Origin of the sequence: Streptomyces sp. NPDC051136, from assembly GCF_044455745.1 — a bacterium.
Classification (GTDB): Bacteria; Actinomycetota; Actinomycetes; order Streptomycetales; family Streptomycetaceae; genus Streptomyces.
In genome coordinates, this window is sequence record NZ_JBITFE010000004.1 from 273,915 (window position 1) to 292,683 (window position 18,769).

Sequence of the window (18,769 nt, forward strand, 5' to 3'; positions counted from 1 at the left end):
CTCGGGCGATGCTGGTCCGCAGGCTGCCATGGGGCATCGAACGTCCGTGTCGCGATCAGCCTATGGCCCGGAGCATGCCGCGTGCCCGGCGATCCAGCTTGGTGACATGGCGGCCTCCGCGTTGCCGGACGGGCGAGAGATCGCTCTGGATCCGGACGATGACGTCACGTGCCCGGCCGGACTGGACGCCCGTCATGGCGTCGAGTGCTTCGTTCCAGGTTGCGCACGCCTCGTCAAGGTTCCCCCGCTGCACCTGGACTGCACCGAGGTAGCCGAGCGTCACGCTGTGGGTGCGGGCGAACTGCTGGCTCCGGCGCGTGGCCACACTCCGCTTGAAGTGGATCTCCGCGTCGCGGGGCTGACCTATGTCGCGCAGCGCGCAGGCCGTCTCGTGGGCGAGGGAGGCTTCCTGGAAGAAGCCGACGCGAGCCGGCGCCTCGGTGGTGTCGGCGCGGGCGAGGTCCCGCTCCGCGCGGCTGATAGCCGCGAGGGTTCCGGAGCGGTCGCCGTCAGCCGCGAGCGCGCGGGCGTAGACGATCGCCAGCAGCGCCTTCTCGCGGTGGCTGGCCTGGCCGTAGCGGTCGCGAGACATCGAGGCGTCGGCCAGGGCCAGCGCCCTGCGTGGGTGCCCGAGGTCGACGGCCTGGTGAGCGAGGGCGCGCAGGACGTGGCCACCGAGCGGTCCGTCACCGGCCTCCGCCGCGATCCGGGCGGCGATGGTGAGGTAGCGCTGGGCGGTGCGGTGTTCGCCGGCGTCGAAGGCCATCCAGCCAGCGAGGTACGTCATCTCTGCGACGGCAGAGTGCGTGTCGCGGCGGAGCTGATCTGTACGAAATCGGCCACCGAGCAGCGGCACCGCCTCGTCGAGCAGGTGGCTGGCGAGGGCTTTGCGGCCGGTTGCGCCGCCTCGCTGCTGGTCGCGCGCGGAGTAGTAGACCGTGAGGTCGCGGACGTCGTCGATGTCGGCTCGGGTCACCGAGCGCGAGGAGGACGGTCGGCGGTTCGCCGCTGCGGCGGGGGCGGCTGCCCACCACGAAGTGGTGGGCAGGGCGAAGCCGACTGCGGAGTAGGCAGCGGTGGCCAGCAGCTTGCGTCGGTGCATGTCGAGATCGTCGCTTCCCAGCTCGGCCAGTGCGGTCAGAGGGTCGACGCTCCAGTCGGATCCGGTGTCGGTCGTGCCTGTCGGCTCTTCTTCCGGCCCGAGGTCGGCCAGGGAGAGCCGGCGGCCAAGCCTGCGGGACAGTGTCTCACGCAGGATATGCGGCGCTCTGCCACTCGGCTTCGTGCCGAGCACCCACATGGAGATGTGCGAGCGGGAGATCACCTCCAGCTCACGCACTCCACACTCCGCCGCCACGCGGGCAACGGCGGCGGCTGCTTGCGGCTGGGACCAGCCTGCTTCGCGCAGGAGTGCGGCAAGGGCGACGTTGCGGTCACGGGCCATGGACTGCCCCTCGGTTCCGTAATGATCTTTGGCGCCTTTGGCGACCTTCCCGTCCACCAAGGCATACCCCTCGGACGGGATTCGCGGTTCGCTCAACGTAGCGGCCAGATCACTCACATCGCACGCCGACCGACGCCTCCGACAGGCGATCTCGGCTCACTTTGGCTTGACCCGAACAGGAGTTGTGGCATGCGCCTTTTGCTGGTTCCTCGCCGAGACGGCAGCCAGCCCGTGGGCGAGCGCGGGCGGCAAGCGCCCGTCACCGCGGCAGCGGCGCCGGAGCGCGATCACGTGGTGGCCGCGTCGGAGACGGTGACGCTGGTACTGGGCGAAGATTCGCCACTACCCGAGAGCGCTGCCGACGTGGAGGACCTCGTTCGCCTTCTGCGCGGCCACATTGCCCAGTTGGGCGCACGTACCGCTCCGCATGTTCCCGCCCTGCTGCGTGCGCAGCGGCTCTGCTCCGACAGCATCCCCGAGGGTTATGTGTCGAGCCGGGTGCACCTGGTCAGGCTCGCCAAGGCCACCCAGGAACTGACGGCTTACGTGGAACGCGGCGGTCCCGGGCCGAACAGCAAGGAGGGCAGGCGGCGTTGGCCGAGGCCAACGCTCAACGTGCTGCGCGGCACCGTCTTCGCCCTCGCCCTGGCCTGCCTGATCTTCGCCGCTTCGGTGCCGCGGACATGACGGTGACCGGTGCCGTCGTCATCGCTCTGGTCCTCGGGCCGACGGCCTGGCTAATGCTTCGCGGCGAGCGGACGGCCGACCTTGCACGGGCCGCCGAGCACCTGCCGCCGCCCGGCGCTCCCTCCCTACCTGGTGAACACGGACCTACCTACCGCCCACCGTTCCCGGCCGCTGCGACGGCCCTGATACGGCCCCGAACCTGCGGGGCTCACGGAGATCCACACGATGAATCGGCTTCCGCGCATCGAGCAGTACGGCCTGATCGGCGACACACAGACCAGTGCCCACGTCTGCGATGACGGTTCGATCGACTGGCTGTGCCTGCCCCGTTTCGACTCGCCGGCCGTCTTCGCCGGTCTGCTCGGCACGCAGAAGCACGGCTCCTGGCAGATCTCTCCGGCCCCGTCCGCAGGCCGGAGGGGTTCAGAGAAGGTCGCTGAGCGCCAGTACCGCGGTGACTCGCTCGTCCTCGAATCGGTGTGGCGCACCCCAACGGGTTCGGTCCGCGTCCTGGACTTCATGCCTCCGCGCGACGGGGCCCCACAGGTGATCCGGATCGCCGAGGGCCTGAGCGGCGAGGTGGACATGGTCTCGGCCATGCGCCCTCGGCCGGGATACGGCAGCGTCGGCCCGTGGATCCACGAGGTCGGTGGGCGCATGGTCGCGGAGGCCGGCGCGGACGCTGTGTGGCTCGACACCTGCGTCCCGCAGTTGGAGAAGGACGGTGTGGTCGTCAGCGCCTTCGCCATCAGCGCCGGGCAGAGCGTGGCGTTTGTGCTCAGCTGGTGCCCGTCCCACGCCCCCGCACCGGACGTTCCTGACCCGGAGGCCGCGCTCGCCGAGACGCTCGCCTTCTGGCAGGACTGGACGCAGGAGAGCGCCTACGACGGGCCCTACCGCGAGGCCGTGGTCCGGTCCTCGATCACGCTGAAGGCCATGACCTACGGGCCGAGCGGCGGGATCGTCGCGGCGCCGACCACGTCGCTGCCCGAGGAGATCGGCGGCGACCGGAACTGGGACTACCGCTTCACCTGGCTGCGCGACGCAGCCACGACGCTTGCCGCGCTGCTGGGGACCGGATACCGGCAGGAGGCACAGGCATGGCGGCGATGGCTGCTGCGCGCTGTGGCCGGGGACCCGGAGAACCTGCAGATCATGTACGGGATCACCGGGGAGCGTGACCTGCGGGAGCGGGAGCTTCCCTGGCTTCCCGGGTACGAGGGATCGGCTCCGGTACGGGTCGGGAACGGGGCGGCGAACCAGCTGCAGCTCGACGTGTACGGCGAGGTCATCGACACCCTGTACCTCGCGCACCAGAGCGGAGTCGCCCACTGCGCCGACACCGCGGTCCTGCACCAGCGGCTCATCGAGCACCTGGTCCAGCGCTGGCGGGAGCCCGACGAGGGCATCTGGGAGATCCGCGGGGCCCGCCGGCACTTCGTCCATTCCAAGGTGATGGCCTGGGTGGCGGTCGACCGCACCATCCGCCTGGCCGAGGCCGGCGCGCTCGACATGGACGTGGCCCCGCTGGTCGAGCTGCGGGCGGCGATCCACCGGGAGGTCTGTGACAAGGGCTTCGACCCGGTGCGCAACACCTTCATGCAGTCCTACGGCTCGCAGGAGCTGGACGCTGCCACGCTGCTCATCCCCCGCACCGGCTTTCTGCCGCCCGATGACCCGCGCGTCATCGGCACCGTGGATGCGGTCCGTCGTGAACTCTCCACGGAGGACGGGCTCGTGTACCGGTACCCGACTTGCGGTGAGGACGTCGGGGTGGACGGCTTGACCGGCGACGAGGGCGCCTTCTTCCTGTGCAACTTCTGGCTCGTCGACGGCCTCGCCCTGACCGGCCGCCCCGACGAGGCCCGTGCCTTGTTCGAACGCCTCCTGGCTCTGCGCAACGACCTCGGGCTGCTGGCGGAGGAGTACGACCCCGTCCAGCAGCGCCAGCTCGGCAACTTCCCGCAGGCGTTCAGCCACATGGGCCTGATCCAAAGCGCCCTGCTCCTTCAGCAGATGGCGGCGCAGTCCTCCCCCCGCCACGCCGCGCTCGCGGTTCCCGCACCCCGCTCAACCTCCCGCAGCACGCGCCAGTCCACCGCCGGCCTGACGCCGCAGCACGCATAGCCACCCCACCCCTGACGAGGATTCCCACCCATGTCTGACAGCGCCTTCCCGGCACGGCCGGCCGCTACCGGCCACCGCAGACGGCGGCCCCCGGTCGACGCGAACACGCTGTACCTCGCCCGTCGCGCCGTGGCACTGCCCCTGGCACTCCTAGCCGCGCTGCTGCTCGCCGCCTTCGCTCTCCGGTCGGGGGCCGTCGTAGGCCCCGGCTGGGTCCTGGCCGGCCTGGTCTGCGGACTGGCGGCGGTCGTCGCGGTGGCGGCACACGGAACGCGCACCGTGGCCAGTGCCGTGCGGTCGGCAGTGGAGGAGTCCCAGTCAGCAGCGCTGACAGCGGTCACAGGGGCAGCGGCAGCCGTTGAGAAGTCGGTGCAGTGGTCGGCGGACGAGCTGTGCCGCGGAAAACGTCCAGCGTTGCCGGACCCGCACACCGCGCAGTCGCCCACTGCGAACGCCGGGATCGACAACGCGCTGAGTGCCCTCCAGGCGCAGGCCATCATGTCGCTGATCCGCGTGCACGACGAGTCCCAGTCCGTGGTCCTCCTAGAAGTGCTTCGCCGCCTGGCCATGCGCGAGCACGCCCTGGTCAGCAAGGCACTCCAGGCACTGAGCCAGCTGGAGATGCTGACCGACGACCCGGAACTGCTGGCCAAGATCTTCGAGATCGATCACCTCGTGACGCGGATGCGCCGCCAGGTCGAGAGCACGGCGGTCCTGGGCGGGCAGTCCCTGCGCAGCGTGCGCCGGCCCGTTCCCGTCACGACGGCCCTGCGTGGCGCTGTCTCCGAGGTTGTGCAGTATCCGCGGGTGGCCGTCGCGGCCGGATCCGTGGGCGCCGAGCTGGGGTTGCCCGGCCATGTGGGGCCGGACCTGACGCACCTGCTGGCCGAGCTGATCGAGAACGCCTGCGAGTGCTCGGATCCAGCGACGCGGGTGATGGTGCGCGCGCAGCGGGTGCCACACGGGCTGGCCATCGAGGTCGAGGACCGCGCCATTCCCATGCACCCGCAGACGCGGGCACAGATGAACGACCTGCTCAAAGCCCCGGACGAGGTCGACGTCAGCGGCCAGGTCCGGGCCGGACAGCTCGGCCTGCTGGTCGCCGCGAAGATCGCCCAGTCACACGGGTTGTCCGTCCTCCTGCAGGAGAACGCGACGGGAGGCACCACCGCCCTGGTCGTCATACCGGCACGGCTCCTGATAGCCATTCCATCGATCGAGGACGCGGGTGCGCCGCAGCCCGAGGAAGCTCGCATGTCCGGGCAGCAGCCGCATCAGGTGGCCGCGGCTCCTGCCGCCCCAGGGGTGGGGCAGGTCGCACGCCCCGGCGCCGCTGGGGCATCGACCTCGGCGGGTCATTCGGCCGACGCGCCCGCTCTTCCCACGCGCACGCGTCGGTCGGAACCTTTCCGTCCGCCACAGGAGCGGGAGCAAGCCCCCGTGTCCGCGGCGACGCCCGGGCTGGCAGCCGCCTTCCGCAGCGGCCTCCAGGCCGGCGGCACCGCCAGTCCCCCTCCCGCCTCGACAGAAGACCCCACCCCCTGACCCGCTTCTTCCGCGTTCCCGGCGGCCCAGTACACCCACTGGCCCTTCCCCCTTCTGGAGCGATCCCCATGAGCACCCACCCCGCGATGAACAACGTGACCGACGGCACGCCCGCATCCGCGACGACAAGCGGACAGCGGGACAGCATGGCCTGGCTGCTGCGTCAGTTCGCCTCCGAGACGCCGGGCGTCACGCACGCCGTCCTGCTCTCGCGCGACGGACTGCGGCTGCTGGACAGCGACGTCGACAAGGACTGGGCGGACGAACTGTCGGCCGCCTTCAGCGGGGTCGCCTCCCTCGCGGCGAACATCACCGGCCCCAGCCACAAGAAGAGGCCGGCCCGGCAGGTCATCATCGAGCGAGACGACTGCCTGTTCTTCGTCCAGAGCGCCGGGCGCAGCGCGGCCTTCGACACCCACCCCGGTGCCGAACGCGGTGAGGTGGACACGGTCCTCGCTGTCATCACCACCAGGGACGCCGATGTGGGCACCGTCGGCTTCGAGATGGGGCGCCTGGTCCAGAAGTTCGCCCCGTACATGCTGATCCCCGTCCGCGTTGGCACGGGCGGAGAGGTCCGGTGACCACGTACGGCCGCGCGGCCGAGGAGTCGGCGTTCGTGCGGACCTACGCCGTGACGCGCGGGCGTACCAAGCCGCGGCACCTGCTCGCTCTGGAAACCGTCCTGGAGGCCGGGCAGGGAAGGCCGGGCCCGGCGCAGGCCGAGGAGTGCGGGGAGATTCTCGCCCTGTGCCGGGAGCGCCGGCGGTCGGTGGTCGAGCTGGCGGGCCGCCTCGGCCGGCCCGTGACCGCCGTCAAAGTGCTCGTCTCCGACCTCCTGGACGCCGACGCCCTCGTCGTCCCCCTGACCCAGTCCTATGCCGATACCGGCGCAGGGTCCGGTCCGTCTGTCCAAATGCTGGCAGCCGTTTCTGCCAGCTTGAAGAGGAAGTGGCCTGATGCCGTCGCCTATCCCCAGGCCGGATGACCCGTCCACGGTTTCGCCTCACTCGCAGGCCGGTGCGCCGACTGTGCTGAAGATCGTGATCGCCGGCGGTTTCGGCGCGGGCAAGACCACCGCAGTGGGCGCCGTCAGCGAGATCACGCCGCTGAGTACGGAGGAGTACCTGACCGAGGCGAGCGCGGACGTCGACAGCCTGGCTGGCCTGGCGTCCAAGCGGACCACCACGGTCGCCTTCGACTTCGGCCGATTGAGCCTGCCCGATGCGCCCGTGCCGCTGGAACTGTTTCTGTTCGGCACGCCGGGCCAGGACCGGTTCGTCGACCTCTGGTACGACCTCTCCCGCGGCGCCGTCGGCGCGGTCGTCCTGGTCGATACCCGCCGCTTGGAGAGCAGCTTCACGCCCGTCAGCTTCTTCGAGGACATCGGCCTGCCCTTCGTCGTCGCGGTCAACCAATTCGACGGGGCGCACCGCTACCACCCCGAGCAGGTCCGCGCCGCTCTCGAACTCCCCGCTGCCGTGCCGGTGGTCACCTGCGACGCCCGCGACACGAATCACGTCGCCGGCGTTCTGCTGGCCCTCGTCGACCACGCCGTCAATTGCGCCGCCACCACCAATCGTGCTGGTCACACCCCTTCTACCACCCTCCAGGACGTCTGATGTCACAGCACCCCAGCGACCCCTACCGCACGCCGCAGACTGCCCCGCCGGCCCGGTCCTTGCCTCGGCGCGACATGCGGGACACCACCCCCGGCCCGTTCACCCCACCCGGCACCGCCCTCACCAGCCAGCGACCTCAGCAGTCGCTGGAACTGGCTCAGCGTTACGAGCTGCTCAATCGCCTGGGCGTGCCCCCGGTGGCCAACGAGGACTTCGACGAGCTGGCCCGCGACATGGCCACACAGGCCGGGTTCTTGTACGGGTTCGTCAACCTGTTCCTGGAGGAGCAGACTTTCGTCGGGCTGCACCAGCCGCCGGCGGACAGCGGGTTCGTGATCGTCGGCCGCACCATGAGCCGGGACCACGGCTGGTGCCCGGAGGTCATGGCCCGCAGGAAGGCCCTCCCGCTGCACGACGTGCACGCGTCCCCGCGCTTCAGCGGCAACGCGGTGGTCGACGCCGTCGGGATCCGCTCCTACTTCGGCGCTCCGTTGATCCACGACAGCGGCACGGTGCTGGGCACGGTGTGTGTGATCGACCCCGAGAAGCGGCCCCTGGCCGAGGCCCGCCGTCTGCGGGACATCGTCATCAACGCCAGTGCACAGGTGATGGACCACATCGCCCGCGCCCCCGTCCGCTAGGCCGTTCCACAACCCCCCACCCGGGAGCCGTAGGCAATCCCCGGCCGCTCCACGCGTTGCGACCTTCATCCAGGGAGAGGGAGACCATGTCCGCCACACCCACCACGCCTCCACCGGCGCTGCGTCCCTACCTCACCACCCGCCACGATCTGCTGTGGCAGGAGGCGGACGCCTTCGCGGCCGAGCACGTCGCGTCGCGCGCCGCGCGGATGGAGGCCGCTCCGGGCAAGGTGGAGCGCAAGGTCGCCGACCTGATGGCCGCCCGGCGGTGGTTCGCCCTCACCGTCCCGGCCGCCTTTGGCGGGCTGGGCGCCGGACACGTGGCCAAGACCATCCTCGTCCACCGCATCGCGCGGGTCTCGGCGGCTGCCGCAGCCATCCTCCAGGCCACTCTCATCCCCGTGGGCGCTCTGCTGCACTTCGCTACCTACGAGCAGAAGGACCGCTGGCTTCCCCGGGTCGCAGACGGGTCCGTGCTGCTGTCGATCGCCGTGACCGAACCGCTCGCCGGCGGATACATCGGCGGCATCGAAACCACCGCCGAACACATCGGCAACCAATGGGTGATCACCGGCAGCAAGATCCATATCGGCAACAGCCACATCGCGGGGGCCCACCTCATTGTCGCCCGCACCGCCAGGCCCGGAGTGCGCACCTCGCAGGCGCTGACCGCGTTCATGGTTGAAGCCGACCGCCCCGGGCTTTCGGTCTCCGACCATCGTGCCGGGCTCGGTCTGCACGGCTTCTCCGCCGGCCGCCTCGACCTCGACCACGTCCGCGTCCCCGACGACAACGTGGTCGGCGAGGTCGGCCAGGGACTGGCCGTGGCCCAGAGCAGCAGCATCCTCTACGGCCGCCCCAACCTGGCCGCCGTCAGCCTCGGCATCCACGAAGCCGTCGTGGACACCACCACCAGCCGGCTCAAGGCCCGCCCCCGCTATCAGGGCGCCCTCTCCGACTTGCCCGTCCTGCGGGACCGCGTCGGCGGCATGGAGGCCCGCCTGCGCGCCGGCCGGATACTCGCCTACCAGTCCGTGCACCTCCTCGACCAGGGCCTGCCCTGCGACGCCGAACTGATCAACGCGAAATACCTCGGCCACCAGTGGGCCAGGCAGTCCGCCCAGGACGCCATGGAACTGCACGGCGCCCACGCCCTCGATGGCGACTACATCCTCCAGCGCCTGTGGCGCGACATCCAGCACACCTACCCACCGGCCGGAACCGGCGAAGTCCAGCGCATAAACCTGGCCGACGCCGCCTTCGACGAGGACCACATCCAGTGGTCCGAACGCCTCGCCGCCAAAGCCGCCTGGGCACGACCCGATCCGACCGCCGCATGAGCCCTCGTGCGCGGCACCCCGTGACTCCCTACCGCCGCGCACGGGCCCGTGCCGCCGGCCCCCGTCCCCCGCGGGGACCGGCGGCACCCCTCCCAGTGACCATCCACTCAGCCGAGAGAGACACCGTGACCCCGCCCGTGACGACCAGCGCACCGATCACGCCCCTGACGCCGACCCTGCAGCGCGTCGCCCAGCACCTCGCGAACGGCCTCACGGCCAAGGAGATTGCGGCAGAGACCAGCCTGTCGGCCGTGACCGTCCGCCAGTACATGCGCGACATCCGTGAGAGCCTGCACTGCCCGCCCCGCTGCAAGCCTCCGGTGATCGTGCACTGCCTGTTCGCCACCCGGCAGGTGGCCTCGCCCACGGCGGACAGGCCGGCACCGATGCTCAGCCGGGATCAACTGCTGCTGCTCCGGGCTGTCGCCGAGCACAGCGACCCCCGCGATATCGCCGTCGCCGCCAAGCTCGCCCCGGCCGACCAGCGCGCCGCACTCGACCAACTTCTCGCCGACACAGGCGCGCGGGACGCCACCCACCTGGTGATTCTGGCCCACGGCTGGGAGCTGCTGCCGGCCGACCCGGCGGCGCGGAGCGGAGCGAGCCAGTGAACAAGCCTCCCACTCCCCTGGCCAACGAAGAGCCTCCGGCTGCTACCTCGGTCGCGGCACAGTATTCGGGCGCCGTATACGCGGTGCGCACGTTACGTACGGACGCTGAGCGCGCGGAAGCCGCTGCTCTCGTGCAGGACCGGCAGCGCTGGCTCACCCTGCGCGGTCTTCCCGTGCCCGCTCAGGCCGACGTTCCGGCCCTGTTCCGCGACCGGCAGACGAGGTCGGCCGGTCTGTTCGAGGACGGAAAGCTGCTCGCCTGCATGGTCCCCGCGCGCGACCCCGGACTCAACTGGGGCGAAGGCCCCTGCCTCCGCCTGGGACGCGTCCACACCCTGCCCGACCAGCCCGACGACATCACCCGGCTGATCACCCTGTGGGCCTCCGACCTCGCCGCCCGGCAGGGCCTCCCACTCGTACGGGCCGAAATCCTGGCCCGTCACGCCCTCCAAGCCGAGCCCATCGCCGCCCTGCTGCGCCGGCTCACGGACATGGGCTGGGACGTGCGGGGTTCCGGCCCGGGACGGGAGGGGGACCGCGTCGCCCGCCTCGAACTGGCCGCCGAGCACCGCCCCAGGCTTAGCACATTGATCAGCTGCCAGACCCATGCACCTCATCTGGCCGCGGACGATCGGAGCAGCGCGTGACAACCGACGAACCGCAGCGACCCGACCTTGCCCGCGAGCTGATCGCCCGCGCAACGGAATCGGCCGTGCGCCGAGCCAAGCGCGTGCGCGACGAGCTCGACGCAGTCCAACTCGGGCAGGGCCGGCACACCGACCACGCCAACACCAAGTTCCTGCGCCGCGTCCTGGGCGAATACGAGTGGCCCGGCCACCGCCTCGTCGGCCCTGCTGCTGCCCGCGCCGCCTGGAGCATCGCCCTGCACAGCGACCACGATCTCACCCTCCAGCGCGCCGCCACCATCCTGCTCGGGCGTGCGGTCCAGGCCGGCGACGCGCTCGTCGAGCACTGGGCGCACCTTCACGACCGCGCCCTCATTACCGGCGGGTGCGCCCAGGAGTACGGCACCCAGCTCCTGCTGACCGCCAATGGGATCGAGCTGTGCCCGCTGCGTGCGCCGGCGTCCGTCGACGCACGCAGGGCCACTGTGGGTCTGCCGCCGCTAGCCGTCGCGCTCAAGGCGGTGCGGCGCCGCTACGCGCCGGACAGCTCCGCCGACGAGGCCCCGGCCGTCGTCCTCGCGGGGGCCGCGTGAACAGGCGGAGCTCCACGTTTTCCCTCAGTCGGCCCACTGGCCGCATCTTCGATCTGCGAAAGGTCCGTTGACCGATGAAGCTCACCACCGCCGTCCTCGCTGCCGGTGCTGCCGTCTCCCTCACCACCGCCGTGGTCGGAGCCACCCGGCTCAGGCAGAACGCGCGGCACCAGGCCGAGCGCAACGAGGCGTTCCTCACCCGCAACCAGCTCGACTGGCTGGCCCAGATGTCCACCAACCCCGACCTCGCCAAGCTCTGGGCTCCCGAGGACATGGACGTCGAGGAATACATGCAGCTGCTCGCCGCCAACCGGCTCATCTGCATTCTCAGCGTCCGCGACCGCCTCGGCTTCGTCCGCACCGGACACCTTCCGTGGTACGCCGCGAAGCTGATGGAGAACGACGTCTGCCGACGCTATTGGCAGCGGTTCGGCGGCCTCCGCGCCGAGGAGGCCGAGGGCGATGAGCAGGGCGAGCACTTCACCCGGGTGCTGGACCAGGCCGCCAAGCAGCACCCGCGGGCACAGGCCGCTGGGACCTGACGGCACCACACCGACTCCCAGGCGAGCGACCGCTCAGGCGGCTTCGCCGCTGGTCGCCGTCTGGTAGCAGACCCCGGGGTCCGACCGGACCTCGGCATCCCGCACCACTCACTCCTAGGAGGCATGCATGACCGCCATCCAGGCCGAAAGGCCGACCGGTCCGGCGAAAACGGACCTCGTGAAGGCCGACGACGACCCGTTCAAGCTCGACATCACCTTCATCGAGGGCACGCCGGCGACCGAGACGGTCCTGATGTGCAGCACGGGCGACACCTGCGGCAGCTCCTGCCCCAGCGCCTGCACCACCTCGTAAGCCGGATCACCCCGGCAACGCGGGGGGGGGGGGGGGGGCGCCCCCCCCGCCCCCCCCCCCCCCCCCCCCCCCCCCCCCCCCCCCCCCCCGCGCCCGGGGGGCGGCCGCCCCCCCCCCCCCCCCCCCCCCGCCACGCCCAACCCGCCCGCCCGCCCGCCACACCGGAAGATGAGGTGAGCCCTGATGACACGGCACCGGCCCAGCCTGTACGAGGCCACGGGGCAGACCATGCTGCGCGCCGCGGCCCACACGTCCGAGCCCGCCATGCCGCCCTGGCCTACGTCTACGGCGCCTGCGGAGGAGTGGCGCGCGTGGCTGAGCACGGTGTGGTCCGATGCCGACTTCCGCCAGACCGTGTCGCAGGCAAGCCCTATCCTCGCCCAGCAGGTGCAAGCCATCATCGACGGCCGTACACCGAAGGTGCGCCGGATGCGCCGGGCGGCGCTGGCCACCGCCCGCTACGCGATCCGCTACGCCCACCGCTCCACGCCTTACGGCCTGTTCGCCGGCGTCGTCCCGCTCGCCTTCGACCAGGCCACGTCCGTCCGCATCGGCGACGAGCATCAGGCCGTGGCCCGTCCCGAGCCGGCCTTACTCGACGAGATGCTCAGCACCTGGGAGAGCGAGGCCGGACGCATGGCCGACACAGAGGTCTGTGTCAACACCCTGATCCAGCGGCGCGACCGGCACATCCACGTCCCCTCGGAGGGAGACGCCGCCTTCCGTCTCTCCCTGAGCCCCGCAGTGCGTCTCGTGCTCGACCTGGCCCGATCGCCCATCGCGTATCGCCAGTTGTCAGAGAAGCTGGCCGCGGAGTTTCCCGCCGTGGACGGCACCGCGCGTGATCGGCTGCTCGGTGAACTGCTGCGGGTGCGGCTGCTGCGCTCCTCGCTGCGCGCGCCCGCCACCGTCGCCGATCCCACCGACGTCTTACCGCCTGCGGCGCGCGCTCAGGCAGCCGGCCTGCGGGCCGCGTGCGACCTGCGGCTGGACGCCGACGTGCGGCTGTCCGAGCAGGTGCTGACCGAGGCGGAGACCGCAGCGACCGTCCTGGCCCGCCTGGTCACCCATCCGAACGGGACACCGACCTGGCGGCGGTGGATCGAGCAGTTCTCCGAGCGCTACGGCGAGAACACCGCGGTGCCGGTGGAGGTGGCCACGGACCCCGACCGGGGCGTGGGCTTCCCGGCCGGGTTCGTCACGGCGAGTGAACCACCCAGGCCGATGTCCCGGCGCGACCGCCTGCTGCTCGAGCTGGCCGGCACCGCCGCCGCCAAAGGCAGCCGCACCGTCGCGGTGACCGGGGTGATGATCGAGGAACTGGAGGCAGCGGCAGGCGGCAAGCCTCGCGACGCGGCGCCCCACCTCGAACTGGCCGCACAGGTCCACGCCGCCTCCGGACCTGCCCTGGACCGGGGTGACTTCCGGTTGCGCGTTCTGACCGTCTCCCGCTCGGCCGGATCGATGACCGGCCGGTTCTGGCACCTGTTCCCCGGCACCGAGACGGCGTACGCGTCCCTGCCGACCGTCGATCCGGAGGCGGAACTCGTGCAGCTCTCCTTCCATGCCGGGCGGGTGGCGGCCGATCTGCTCACCCGCGCGCCCCAGGCCCTGCGCCGGATCGTGAGCATCGGCGAATTTCGCCGCCCCGCCCCGCATGTCCTCTTCCCCCGCGATCTTGCGGTCACCGTCGCCGACGGCCGCCCCCAGCTGGTGGAGTCCGCGACGGGCAAGCCGCTGGAGCTGCTGGCCCCCACCGCCATCAACTTCCTGTGGAACAACTACACCCCGCCGATGGCCCGCTTCCTCGGCGAATTCAGCCGGGCCGCCTCCCCGCAGGTGACCTGGTTCGACTGGGGCGCCGCCTGGACGCTGCCCTTCACCCCGGCCCTCACCTACCGGCGCACCATCCTCACCGCCGCCCGCTGGAAGATCCGCAGCCGCACGCTGCCCGCCCGCACCGCGCCCCTCCAGCAGTGGGCGGACCAACTCCACGCCTGGCGTGCCCGGTTCCGGGTGCCGGAGCGGGTCCTGCTCGCCGAGGACGACCAGCAGTTGCCCCTCGACCTCGCCCGCGACATCGACCTGGACCTTCTGCGCGCGCACCTGGACGCCAGCCCCTTCGGCATCGCTACCCTGCAGGACGCGCCCCCGCCGGACGCCGACGGGTGGATCGGCGGCCGGGCCCACAGCATCGTCGTCCCCCTGGCCAGGCGCTCATGACCGCGACGACCGTGCCTCGCACGCAGGACCTGTCCGAGGGCGCCCTGGGGATGGCCCTGCTCGACATCGAGCGCCGCGACCTGTCCACCGCACGCCGCCACCTCACCCAGGCCACCGCCGGCGGGGTCAGCACCGGCAGCAACGCCAGCCTCTTCCACGGCGCACCCGCCCTGGAGTTCGTCCTGGCCCGCGCCCACGGAGCCGACGACAACGTCCGCGCGGCCGTCGACCGCGTCGTGGACGCCCGGCTCGCCGCCGCCCACCGCCGCCAGGCGGCCGGCGCGCTGCCCCACCTCGCCGAATGGGACCTCGTCCGCGGCCTGACCGGACTCGCCGCCCTCCTGCTCTCCCGACAACCGCCCGCGCCCCGGCTGCCCGACGTGCTCACCTGCCTCGTCGCGCTCGCCCAGCCCGCCCATGGTGACGGCCGGACAGTGCCCGGGTGGTGGTCGCCGGTCGGCCCCGACGGGGAGGAGATGGCCGGCGGGCACGGCAATAACGGCATGGCCCATGGCATCGCCGGGCCCCTTGCCGTGCTCTCTCTCGCACTGCGCGACGGCATCAGCGTCCCTGGTCAGGAGGAAGCCGTCGACACCTTCGCGACCTGGCTCGACCGGTACGGCGCCCATTACTGGTCCACCGCAGCCCACCTGGACGCCGACCAGCCGCCCGCGCCTGAGCCGACCCGCCAGTCCTGGTGCTACGGCCAGCCCGGCATCGCCCGCGCCCAGCAGCTCGCTGCGCTCGCCCTCGGCGACCCCGCCCGTCGCCGGGCGGCCGAGGACACCATCGAGACCACCCTGACCGACCCGCTGCACCTCGCCCGCATCACCGACTCCACGCTCTGCCACGGCTGGGCTGGGTTGCTGACGCTCACCCGCGCGGTCGCCGCCGACAGCCCCGCACCTGACCGCTTCAGCCCGATAATCCAGGACCTGCACCGACGGCTGGCCACCAGTTGGGAGCGCCTGCCCAAGCTCGGCTTCATGGAAGGTCGCGCCGGAGCCCAACTCGCCCTGCAGGCCCCCGATGCCGCCGGCTGGAGCCGCGCCCTCCTGCTCACCTGATCCCCGAACCTGCCGACGTGCAAGGAGTTGCCTCCCATGGCCTTCGACGACGAGAACCTGCCGATCCCCCCGGCCACGTCCTGGTGGCACGCATCCGTGGCCTTCACCGATCCGCGGGTGGACGCTGCTCGGGCTCTGGCGTCCGCGCTGGCCAAACGCCGCTTTCACTTCCTGCGCAAGGACGCCGGCGTGCGCCTGCGCACCGAACAGCCCGCCACCGGCCTGCTGGACCAGCTCGTCGCCGACCGCGTCATCACCGGGTGGACGGGCGGGATCTACGAGCCGGAGACATATGCCTTCGGCGGCCTGGAGGGTATGGCGGTCGCGCACGAGGTGTTCTGCGCCGACAGCCCTGCCGCGCTCGCCGAGACCGGCGTCCCCGGCGCCCGCGAGCGCAGCGTGCTGCTGCTGTCAGCCATGATCCGCGCGGCCGGGCTGGACCCGTTCGAAGCCGGAGACGTCTACGCCCAATGGGCTGCCCTGCGGCCTCCCGTCACCCCGCCCCAGGGCCCCACGCTGGAGCAGGCCGTCTCCGCCATGCGGCGGCTGATGAACGCGGATGCCGCTCTGCGCCCCGACGCGGAAGCCGGCTGGGTCGAGCGCGTCGCCGCGTTCGAGGACGCCGGCCGTCGGCTGCGCTGGCTCGCCGCCGACGGCCGCCTGATACGCGGAATCCGGGGCGTCATCGCCCATCACGCGATTTTCGCGTTCAACCGTGCGGGCGTGCCTGCCGACGCGCAGGCCGCCACCGCGTGGCTCGGCCGTCACGTCGCCTTCTCCACTCAAGAAGGAGCCGACGTGTCTACCCGCAAGTCCGCCTCCGCGGACCCTAGCCTCCCCCGAATGGAGACCACCGTGACACCCGCCACCGACCCCCACCAGTTGAGCGAAGCCCTCGCCCAGCGGCTCGTCGACAGCGGCCACCTGCACAGCAAGGCGGCCATCGACGCCTTCCGCACCACCGACCGGCACGCCTTCCTGCCCGGCGTCGACCTGGAGAGCGCGTACAAGGAGGACGCGGTCTCGATCAAGCACGACGAGCACGGGGAGATGATCTCCTGCATCTCCGCGCCGTCCATCGTCGCCACCCAGCTCGAACAGCTCGGCGCCCAGCCCGGCCACAAGGTCCTGGAAGCCGGAGCCGCCACCGGCTACAACGCAGCCCTCCTCGGCAAAATCGTCTCCCCCGGCGGGCAGGTGTGGACCCTCGACGTCGACCAGGACCTCGTCGCCGGCGCGAGCCGCCACCTCGCCGAGGCCGGCGTCGACAACGCCACCGCGGTGATGGCCGACGGCGCGGCCGGGCTGCCCGAGCACGCTCCCTTCGACCGGATCATCTTCACCGTCGGCGCGGGCGACGTCCCCGTGAAGATCCTCGACCAGCTCGCCCCCGGCGGGCGCCTGGTCCTGCCGATGCGCATCCGCGGCAGCATCTCCCGCTCCTTCGCCTTCGAACGCGACGGCGAGACGTGGAAGACCGTCTCCTGCGAGATGGCCACCTTCATCCCGCTGCGCAAGGGCGTCTGCGACGACGTGTACACGCTGGTGCCGATGTCCGGCGAGGGCAACGTGCGCCTGGAGACGTTCAGCGAGCAGGACGTCGACCGCGACGCCCTGCGTACCGTCCTGGACCAGCAGCAGACCAAGATTTACACCGGGGTGAAGTTCCGCCAGGGCTCCGCCTGGGAGTGGCTGTACCTGTACCTGACCTGCGTGCTCCCCAACGGACTGTCCCGCCTGCCGGGCCAGCGCCCCGGATTCACCCCGCACTTCGGGTGGGGCTCCATGGCCGCCCTCGACGCCGGGTCGCTCGCGTACCTGACCATCCGCGAGGGCGAGGACGAGAAGGGCCGGTACTGGGAGGTCGGCGTGGTCGGCCACGGCGAGGGCGGCGCCGACCTCGCCGAGCGCGTGGTGAGCGAGATCCGCGCCTGGGACGCGACCGGCGGCAACGACGCCCCCGAGCCGGGCTTCCGGATGGCCGTCGCCGACTCGCGCGAACGGCTGACGACCAACGATCCGCGCTTCGTCGTCGACAAGCCTTACAGCCGACTGGTCGTCGACTGGGCGCGCAAGGGCTGAGCCGATGATCCCCGCGATAGCCAGCCGCATCCCCCTGGTCCGCCGCACCAAGGCGCCCGCGCTCCCCCTGGAGGAGCGCATCAACCACCTCACCGGGCTGACCGTCGCGCCCGCGGGTGCGAGCCACCACGACCTGGTGGCCCGCGCCTGCGGGGTCCTCAACTACGCGGCTCTCATCGCCTCCGACGTCGGCCTGCCCGACCTGGCCGAGGATCTGTGCTGGCGCCAGCACCAGGTCTTCTCCAACGCCGGACGCCTCCGGGGACGGGTCGCCGTCATGTCACTGATGCCACTGGTCAACCTCGCCCGGCTGCAGACCCGCGCCGGCCACGGCCACCTCGCCTACAGCTTGTTGCACTGCCTCAACGACGCAGCCCGACACCGCAACAAGACCGACATCGACGGCCGCACCGTCGACCTCTCGCCCCTGACCGGCACAGACGAGGACCACCGCACGGTGTGCCAGGAGCTGTACGTCACGCTGCTCGTGGATGGGGCCCGCGCCCTCGCCCAGATCGGGCGGTGGATCGAGGCCGCCGACGCCATGGCCCGGCACCGCGGCATCGGCAACCGCCTCCTCGATGGTCGCCAGATCAAGATCATGGCCCTGATGGAGCAGGGGTTGGACCAGCAGGCCCGCGACTTGATCGACACCACTCAGCCCACCGAGCCCTGGGAGAAAGCCGTCGCGCTCCTCCTGCACGCGCACTGCTGGCCCGCCGAGGCCCCCGTCCCCGGAGACGATCTCGACCGCACAGTGGAGGAAGCCGTCCAGCTCCTTGCCCATCCCGATCCGCCGACCGCCGTCTTCCAGGCCCGAACGGGCCTGTCGGCCCTGGAAGTGGACCGCGCCAGCCGCCATCATGCCCGGATACTCGACTCCCTCGTCAGCGTCGCCCGACTCGACGCCTACGCCGCACGAGAGACTCTGCACCACCCCGTCGCCGCGTCAGCCCTGGCCGAGCAAGCGACCGGAGCTCTGACCGCAGTGATCGCCGCGGCCGGACTGGGAGCCGGCGCTCTGTCCGCCCACGACCATGAGGCCCTGACGGCCGCGGTCGGCCACGCCGAGAGGGAGCTGGAAAAGCTGCTGCAGGCCGATTCCCATACCGGTTAGGAGGGGGTGACCTTCTCTGCCGAGGCGTACTGCCCACGTGGTGTGGCGGTGTCGGCGTTTCGGCCATTTCCTGCCCGCAGCCGCTCCAAGCCAGACCAGGGACAGGACGCCTGCAGGTTCCACGGACGCAGGGAATCACGGGCTTTCCAGCACGACCGAATGACGTGTGTTCGATATCGCAACCGTGTCGTT

General features: G+C 71.5%; 18 protein-coding genes. 17 read left to right on the top strand and 1 reads right to left on the bottom strand.

The genetic code is table 11. The annotated features are described in order from the left end of the window. Positions 1-55 precede the first annotated feature (55 nt). Positions 56-1,444 carry a Tat pathway signal protein gene (locus ACIBCJ_RS13725; protein ID WP_362094113.1) on the bottom strand — a complete coding sequence of 463 codons (1,389 nt, stop codon included), beginning with the start codon at positions 1,442-1,444 and terminating at the stop codon, positions 56-58. Between the two features lie 189 nt (positions 1,445-1,633). Between ACIBCJ_RS13725 and ACIBCJ_RS13730 the strand changes: the two genes are divergently transcribed. The 17 genes from ACIBCJ_RS13730 (at position 1,634) to ACIBCJ_RS13810 (ending at position 18,577) form a co-directional block, all read left to right on the top strand. Next, a complete protein-coding gene (locus tag ACIBCJ_RS13730; protein WP_260616840.1) occupies positions 1,634-2,131 on the top strand; it encodes a DUF6415 family natural product biosynthesis protein in 498 nt (165 codons plus the stop codon). Between the two features lie 225 nt (positions 2,132-2,356). Continuing rightward, the gene (locus ACIBCJ_RS13735) at positions 2,357-4,258 is read left to right on the top strand and encodes a glycoside hydrolase family 15 protein (RefSeq protein WP_362093459.1); all 1,902 of its coding nucleotides are present in this window, start codon (positions 2,357-2,359) and stop codon (positions 4,256-4,258) included. Between the two features lie 30 nt (positions 4,259-4,288). Beyond that, complete coding sequence (locus ACIBCJ_RS13740; RefSeq protein WP_362504525.1) at positions 4,289-5,803, top strand: ATP-binding protein; 1,515 nt, start codon at positions 4,289-4,291, stop codon at positions 5,801-5,803. A 68-nt stretch (positions 5,804-5,871) separates the two neighbouring features. Then, complete coding sequence (locus tag ACIBCJ_RS13745) at positions 5,872-6,384, top strand: roadblock/LC7 domain-containing protein (RefSeq protein WP_127435964.1); 513 nt, start codon at positions 5,872-5,874, stop codon at positions 6,382-6,384. Continuing rightward, positions 6,381-6,788: a DUF742 domain-containing protein gene (locus ACIBCJ_RS13750; protein WP_362504522.1), complete on the top strand. Its 408-nt coding sequence runs from the start codon at positions 6,381-6,383 to the stop codon at positions 6,786-6,788. The genes ACIBCJ_RS13745 and ACIBCJ_RS13750 overlap by 4 nt, the downstream gene beginning before the upstream one ends. Before the next feature lie 43 nt (positions 6,789-6,831). Next, positions 6,832-7,422, top strand: a complete 591-nt coding sequence (locus ACIBCJ_RS13755; RefSeq protein ID WP_054100460.1) for an ATP/GTP-binding protein — start codon at positions 6,832-6,834, stop codon at positions 7,420-7,422. Beyond that, entirely contained in the window at positions 7,422-8,063 is a 642-nt protein-coding gene (locus tag ACIBCJ_RS13760) for a GAF domain-containing protein (RefSeq protein ID WP_054100459.1), read from the top strand. Before ACIBCJ_RS13755 ends, ACIBCJ_RS13760 begins: the two co-directional genes overlap by 1 nt. An 86-nt stretch (positions 8,064-8,149) precedes the next feature. Then, a complete protein-coding gene (locus ACIBCJ_RS13765; protein ID WP_362504517.1) occupies positions 8,150-9,403 on the top strand; it encodes an acyl-CoA dehydrogenase family protein in 1,254 nt (417 codons plus the stop codon). A gap of 137 nt (positions 9,404-9,540) precedes the next feature. Further along, positions 9,541-10,014, top strand: coding sequence for a LuxR C-terminal-related transcriptional regulator (locus ACIBCJ_RS13770; RefSeq protein WP_362504514.1), 474 nt, complete (start codon positions 9,541-9,543; stop codon positions 10,012-10,014). 83 nt (positions 10,015-10,097) lie between these two features. Further along, complete coding sequence (locus ACIBCJ_RS13775; RefSeq protein WP_365978126.1) at positions 10,098-10,661, top strand: hypothetical protein; 564 nt, start codon at positions 10,098-10,100, stop codon at positions 10,659-10,661. Continuing rightward, entirely contained in the window at positions 10,658-11,233 is a 576-nt protein-coding gene (locus tag ACIBCJ_RS13780; protein WP_264335118.1) for a DUF6624 domain-containing protein, read from the top strand. Before ACIBCJ_RS13775 ends, ACIBCJ_RS13780 begins: the two co-directional genes overlap by 4 nt. A gap of 74 nt (positions 11,234-11,307) precedes the next feature. Further along, entirely contained in the window at positions 11,308-11,775 is a 468-nt protein-coding gene (locus ACIBCJ_RS13785) for a DUF6082 family protein (RefSeq protein WP_362504508.1), read from the top strand. A 127-nt stretch (positions 11,776-11,902) separates the two neighbouring features. After that, complete coding sequence (locus ACIBCJ_RS13790) at positions 11,903-12,088, top strand: FxLD family lanthipeptide (RefSeq protein WP_264335116.1); 186 nt, start codon at positions 11,903-11,905, stop codon at positions 12,086-12,088. 183 nt (positions 12,089-12,271) lie between these two features. Then, positions 12,272-14,311 carry a lantibiotic dehydratase family protein gene (locus tag ACIBCJ_RS13795; protein ID WP_362504504.1) on the top strand — a complete coding sequence of 680 codons (2,040 nt, stop codon included), beginning with the start codon at positions 12,272-12,274 and terminating at the stop codon, positions 14,309-14,311. Continuing rightward, positions 14,308-15,378 carry a lanthionine synthetase C family protein gene (locus ACIBCJ_RS13800; protein WP_365978127.1) on the top strand — a complete coding sequence of 357 codons (1,071 nt, stop codon included), beginning with the start codon at positions 14,308-14,310 and terminating at the stop codon, positions 15,376-15,378. The genes ACIBCJ_RS13795 and ACIBCJ_RS13800 overlap by 4 nt, the downstream gene beginning before the upstream one ends. Before the next feature lie 36 nt (positions 15,379-15,414). Next, the gene (fxlM, locus tag ACIBCJ_RS13805; RefSeq protein WP_362504498.1) at positions 15,415-17,460 is read left to right on the top strand and encodes a methyltransferase, FxLD system; all 2,046 of its coding nucleotides are present in this window, start codon (positions 15,415-15,417) and stop codon (positions 17,458-17,460) included. A 4-nt stretch (positions 17,461-17,464) separates the two neighbouring features. Then, entirely contained in the window at positions 17,465-18,577 is a 1,113-nt protein-coding gene (locus tag ACIBCJ_RS13810; RefSeq protein WP_362504495.1) for a hypothetical protein, read from the top strand. Positions 18,578-18,769: the final 192 nt, after the last annotated feature.